The organism is Hydrogenophaga sp., assembly GCF_022844385.1.
Lineage (GTDB): Bacteria > Pseudomonadota > Gammaproteobacteria > Burkholderiales > Burkholderiaceae_C > Hydrogenophaga.
This window is the reverse complement of sequence record NZ_JALHLX010000016.1, coordinates 2534-7624: the sequence shown is the minus strand read 5'-3', so window position 1 is coordinate 7624 and position 5091 is coordinate 2534. Positions and strand designations below refer to the sequence as shown.

Annotated in this window: 7 protein-coding genes; 5 read left to right on the top strand and 2 right to left on the bottom strand. The window is 67.5% G+C overall.

Annotation, left to right across the window (positions count from 1 at the left end):
• From Q0C59_RS05295 to Q0C59_RS05275, 5 genes are all read left to right on the top strand, one after another.
• Nucleotides 1-552: ABC transporter ATP-binding protein (locus tag Q0C59_RS05295; protein WP_291212697.1), on the top strand; the 552-nt coding region annotated here is incomplete at its 5' end.
• The gene (locus Q0C59_RS05290) at nt 549-755 is read left to right on the top strand and encodes an AtzG-like protein (RefSeq protein ID WP_291212694.1); all 207 of its coding nucleotides are present in this window, start codon (nt 549-551) and stop codon (nt 753-755) included. The genes Q0C59_RS05295 and Q0C59_RS05290, both read left to right, overlap by 4 nt.
• A 9-nt stretch (nt 756-764) precedes the next feature.
• Entirely contained in the window at nt 765-2159 is a 1395-nt protein-coding gene (locus Q0C59_RS05285; RefSeq protein ID WP_291212691.1) for an AtzE family amidohydrolase, read from the top strand.
• Entirely contained in the window at nt 2160-2534 is a 375-nt protein-coding gene (gene hpxZ, locus Q0C59_RS05280; protein WP_291212688.1) for an oxalurate catabolism protein HpxZ, read from the top strand.
• On the top strand, nt 2534-3277 hold the full coding sequence (locus Q0C59_RS05275) for a GntR family transcriptional regulator (RefSeq protein ID WP_291212685.1): 744 nt from the start codon (nt 2534-2536) through the stop codon (nt 3275-3277). The genes hpxZ and Q0C59_RS05275 overlap by 1 nt, the downstream gene beginning before the upstream one ends.
• 10 nt (nt 3278-3287) lie before the next feature.
• On the opposite strand, the gene Q0C59_RS05270 is transcribed toward Q0C59_RS05275, so the two are convergent.
• Both Q0C59_RS05270 and Q0C59_RS05265 read right to left on the bottom strand, forming a co-directional pair.
• Nucleotides 3288-3947, bottom strand: a complete 660-nt coding sequence (locus Q0C59_RS05270) for a cysteine hydrolase family protein (RefSeq protein ID WP_291212683.1) — start codon at nt 3945-3947, stop codon at nt 3288-3290.
• A gap of 39 nt (nt 3948-3986) precedes the next feature.
• Nucleotides 3987-4850 (bottom strand): hypothetical protein, encoded by an 864-nt coding sequence (locus Q0C59_RS05265; protein WP_291212680.1) that lies wholly within the window; start codon nt 4848-4850, stop codon nt 3987-3989.
• Between the last annotated feature and the right edge of the window lie 241 nt (nt 4851-5091).

The window sequence follows — 5091 nt, the reverse complement described above, 5'->3', positions numbered from 1 at the left end:
AAGGACACCAAGATCGGCTACGTGTTCCAGAACTACCGCGAAGCCATGTTTCCGTGGATGCGCACCATCGACAACATCGCCTACCCGCTCAAGCTCGAAGGCAAGAGCAAGGCCGAGGTGGACCGGCGCATGGCCGAACTGGTGGCCTCGTTCGATGTGAAGTTCGACCTCCACCGCTACCCCTACGAACTCTCGGGCGGGCAGCAGCAAACCGCGTCCATCATGCGGGCGCTCGCGCCCAACCCCGAGGTGCTGTTTCTCGACGAGCCCTTCTCCGCGCTGGACTTCGAGATGACGCTGTTCATCCGCGAGAAGCTGCAGGAGGTGTTCATGCAGACTGGCACCACCATGGTGCTGGTGTCACACGACCTGGAAGAGGCTGTGTACCTGGCCGACCAGGTGCTGCTGCTCACCAAGCGGCCCACCAAGGTGGCCGAGATCCTGCCTTACGACGATCCGCGCCCGCGCACCACCGCCACGCTGTCCGAGCCGAGCTTCATCGCCGCGAAAAAGCGCAGCCTGGAAATCTTCCAGCGCGAGGTGCGCCGATGAACGAGGCGCAGACACTGGCCTATGTGCAGGCCGCTGCGGTGGCGGTGGACCTGCCCTTGAGCGACGCGCAGGCGCAGCGCGTGGCCACCCACCTGCACCGCACCGCCGGGCTGGCCGCCTTGCTCGACGGCTTCGAGCTGGCGCCGCACGACGAGCCGGCGGAAATCTACTGCCCTGCGCCGTTTCAGCCCTCACAACACTGAGGGCGCGCCATGAACGCCCCCTTGTCCCTGGGTCAGGCTGCGCAGGCGGTGGCCAGTGGCAGCCACAGCGCCGCCGAGGTGCTGGAAGCCTGCATCGCGCGCATTGAAGCCACCGACGCTCGCGTGAACGCCTTCACCGGCACCCGCTTCGAAGCGGCCCGAGCGCAGGCCGAGCGGGTGGACGCGCAGCGCGCACGCGGTGAACCACTGGGTCCGCTGGCCGGTGTGCCGTTCGCGGTGAAGAACCTGTTCGACATCGCCGGGGAAGTGACCCTGGCCGGCGCACAAGTCAACCGGGCCGACCCACCTGCCACCGCCGACGCGGTGCTGGTGCAGCGCTTGCAGGCCGCCGGGGCGGTGCTGGTGGGTTCGCTCAACATGGACGAGTACGCCTACGGTTTCACCACGGAAAACACCCACTTCGGCCCCACGCACAACCCGCACCGGCTCGACTGCTCGGCCGGTGGATCGTCGGGAGGTTCGGGCGCGGCGGTGGCTGCGGGGCAGGTGCCGCTGGCGCTGGGCTCGGACACCAACGGATCGATCCGCGTGCCTGCTTCGCTGTGCGGCGTGTGGGGCCTCAAGCCCACGTTCGGCCGCCTCTCGCGACGCGGCAGTTACCCCTTCGTGCACAGCCTGGACCACCTCGGCCCCTTCGCCGACGACCTGCCTGGTCTCGCCCTGGCCTACGACGCACTGCAAGGCGCCGACCCGCTGGACCCGGGCTGCCACGCCACCACGGTGCAGCCCACCGCGCGTTCGCTGGGCCTGGGCATCCAGGGCTTGCGCGTGGGAGTGCTGGGCGGCTACTTCGCCGAGCACACCACGGCACCCGCGCGCGAGGTCGCCGCGCTCGCCGCGCAGGCCTTGGGCGCCACGGCCACCGTCGAATGGCCCGATGCGCTGCAGGCGCGCGCCGCGGCCTTCATCGTGAGCGCCAGCGAAGGCGGCGCCCTGCACCTCCACCGCTTGCGCACACGGGCGGCGGACTACGAGCCGCTGTCGGTGGACCGCTTCATTGCAGGCGCCATGCAGCCTGCCGCGTGGTATGTCCGCGCGCAGCGCTTTCGTCGCGTCTACCGCGACAAGGTCAACGCCTTGTTCCGCGACTGGGACGTGCTGATCGCGCCCGCCACGCCAGTGCCGGCCCAGCCCCTGGGCACCGAGTGGGTCGAGATCAACGGCCAGCGACTGCCGTGCCGTCCTTCGGTGGGACTGCTCACCCAACCGATTTCGTTTGCGGGCTGCCCGGTGGTGGCCGCACCCCTGTGGCCCTCGGGTACCGGGGGCCTGCCCATCGGCGTGCAGCTGATTGCCGCGCCCTGGCGCGAAGACCTGGCCTTGCGCGCCGGCATGGCGCTGCACAATGCGGGCCTTGCCCACTGCAAACCCGTGGAGTTCTGAATGCACACCAACTTGCCCGAGGTGCTGGCCGAAGTGACGGCGGCCTTTGAGCGCTACGAACACGCCCTGGTCACCAACGACGTGACGGTGCTCGACGAGCTGTTCTGGAACAGCCCGCACACGCTGCGCTATGGCGCCACCGAAAACCTCTACGGCATCGACGAGATCCGCGCCTTCCGCAACGGCCGACCCGCCGCCGGCCTGCAGCGCACGGTGCTGCGCACAGCCATCACCACGCACGGCCTGGATGCAGCCACCACCAGCATCGAGTTCCAGCGCGAAGGAAACCCGCGCATCGGCCGCCAGAGCCAGACCTGGGTGCGCATGCCCGAGGGCTGGCGCGTGGTGGCAGCCCATGTGAGCTGGATGGCCTGATGGCCCCACGCACCTTGCGTCCGGTCCGCGCCCGCTCCGCCGGCGTCGCCACCACCGTCGAACCCTTCCAGTCGCGCGCCGAAGCGGTCTACCGCCAGGTCAAACAGGACATCGCCAACTTCCGCCTCGTGCCCGGCGACCGCTTCACCGAACACGAACTCTGCGCGCGGCTGGACGTGTCGCGCACGCCGGTGCGCCAGGCGCTGTTCCGGCTGCAGCAAGACGGTCTGGTGGAGGTGATGTTTCGCAGCGGCTGGCGCGTGCTGCCGTTCGATTTCGACAAGTTCGACCAGCTCTACGACCTGCGCATGGTGCTCGAGACCGCCGCGGTGCAGCGGCTGTGCCAGCAGGACGTGGTGGCGTCATCGCCCCAGTTGCAGGCACTCAAGGAACGCTGGCTGGTGCCGGTGGCCGAGCGCAGCACCGACCCGGCCGAGGTGGCGGCCTGGGACGAGGCCTTTCACGAAACGCTGGTGAGCGCCGCCGGCAACGCGGAGCTGGCGCGCGTGCACCACGAGGTGACCGAACGCATCCGCATCATCCGCCGGCTCGACTTTCTGCAGCAGGTGCGCATCGACGCCACTTACGACGAACACGCCAAGATCCTGCGCGCCATCCTCGCGCGCAAGGCCGACCGCGCCGACCTGCTGCTGCGCTCGCACATCCAGACCAGCCAGAGCGAGGTGCGCAAGATCACCTTGCACCAGGTCTATCTGGCGCAGCAGGTGGCGCCGGCGGCTTGAGGTCCGCGGGTCACAGCACGTCGAGCAGTTCCTTCGAGGTCGCCGACCAACCCACGATCGCGCCCTGCGCGGTGATCATGGCCAGCGCCGCGGCGTGGAACGCGGGGAAGTAGCTGGCCGTGCCGTCTTCCAGCACCAGACAGTCGTATCCCCTGTCGTTCGCTTCGCGCAGCGTGGACTGCACACACACCTCGGTGGTGACACCGGTCACCACCAGTTGCGTGATGCCGTGCGCCTGCAGTTGCTGCTGCAGGTCGGTGGCGTAGAAAGCGCCCTTGCCGGGTTTGTCGATCACCACCTCACCGGCCACGGGCTCCAGCGCGGTCACGATCTGGTTGCCCGGCTCACCGCGCACCAGCACCCGGCCCATCGGACCCACGTCGCCAATGCGCAGGCTGGGCGAGCCTCGCAGGCGTTTGGCGGGTGGGCAGTCGCTCAAATCCGGCGCATGCGATTCACGCGTGTGCACCACCAGGCCACCCATGGCACGCCAGGCGGCCAGCACCCTCGCAATGGCGGGCACGATGGCCTGCAATGGCTCTACCGTGTTGCCCAGCGATTCACCGAAGCCACCGGGCTCCACAAAATCGCGCTGCATGTCGATGATGACCAACGCGGCGTGAGCCGGGTCCAGCTCGAAGTGGAAGGGACGGGCAGTGACAGTGTTCATGCAGCCATTTCTCAATCCAGTGCGCGCAGAAAAGCCGGCTCAGTTCGCCACACTGCTGCCCGGAAAGTCGTGGCTGTCGTCCAGCACCTTCGCCGCCATGCGCGGCAGCATGCGGCCAATGAAGGTCTCGCCCAACCAGCGGCGCAGCTGCGGCACCGATGCGCCAGGTTCGATCTCGAAGCTCAGGCTGCTGAAGCTGCCGATCCCGTCATCCACCAGCAGCCCGACGGGCACTTCGGGCGCTGCGCCTGCGTCGTCCAGAGGCGCGGCAGCCTCCAGCTTCCAGGCACTGAGGAAGCGGTCGAAGAAACCCACCGTGCCCTGTCGCCAGATCTCGGCCACGTACACATTCCAGCCATCCGGCTGCTCCACCACGAAGCCCCAGGCGAATTCGTGCACCTGTTCAGGGGCTTGGGAAAACACGCCAATCTCCTGCACCTCCTCACGCGCAGCGTACTCGGCAAACAGCGGGCCGGGGCCCGTGGCATGGCCGCGGACGAAGCGCTCGATCTCCTGCGGATCGGCCACAAACAAGGCCTGCTGGCCGGGTGTGGACTTGCGCGCGCGCTTGAGCAGGCGTTCGGTTGCGTCGACCGTTTTCTGGGCGTTGATGCAACGGTCGCGGAAGGTTCGGCGCCCTTCTTCGGTGGAGATCAGGGCCACGGTTTCGTCAAAGGCGGCGTCGTCCTGCAGGTGGCCCGACTCGCGCATGTGCAGCACGATGTCGAGCATGGAGTTGCGTGTGATGTGCTCGATCATGTAGGCCATCTCGCCGCCTTCATAGTCGGTCATCGATGACTTGATCCATGCCATCAGCTCCAGGCCCGAGAGGCCTTGCGGGGCACGCGGCATGTCGTTGAACAAAGCCCGAAGCACCCGCACGGTGTCCAGATCACTCGCCATAAATCCCTCCAGGCAGACGCATTTGCGCAAATGGGTGACCAGCCGGATTGGCCTGCAATACCCGGTACACCTCCAAGCATAGTTCCGAACGGCCTCGTGGCGCCGCCCGCACCGTGACGCTTTTGGCGCGAACCGTCTGCCATTTGGTCGATGGTGCGACGCTGCCGAAAGACCTACCTTGTCACCACACCCGCCGTGTGGAGCGGGTGAAGGGAGTTCACATGAGAGTTCTTGCCTTGAT

What these genes read in the sequence shown, in the direction of transcription:
- Q0C59_RS05285 (WP_291212691.1), top strand. Translation starts at nt 765, where the DNA reads ATGAACGCCCCCTTGTCCCTGGGTCAGGCTGCGCAGGCGGTGGCCAGT.
- Q0C59_RS05290 (WP_291212694.1), top strand. Translation starts at nt 549, where the DNA reads ATGAACGAGGCGCAGACACTGGCCTATGTGCAGGCCGCTGCGGTGGCG.
- hpxZ (WP_291212688.1), top strand. Translation starts at nt 2,160, where the DNA reads ATGCACACCAACTTGCCCGAGGTGCTGGCCGAAGTGACGGCGGCCTTT.
- Q0C59_RS05270 (WP_291212683.1), bottom strand. Translation starts at nt 3,947, where the DNA reads ATGAACACTGTCACTGCCCGTCCCTTCCACTTCGAGCTGGACCCGGCT.
- Q0C59_RS05275 (WP_291212685.1), top strand. Translation starts at nt 2,534, where the DNA reads ATGGCCCCACGCACCTTGCGTCCGGTCCGCGCCCGCTCCGCCGGCGTC.
- Q0C59_RS05265 (WP_291212680.1), bottom strand. Translation starts at nt 4,850, where the DNA reads ATGGCGAGTGATCTGGACACCGTGCGGGTGCTTCGGGCTTTGTTCAAC.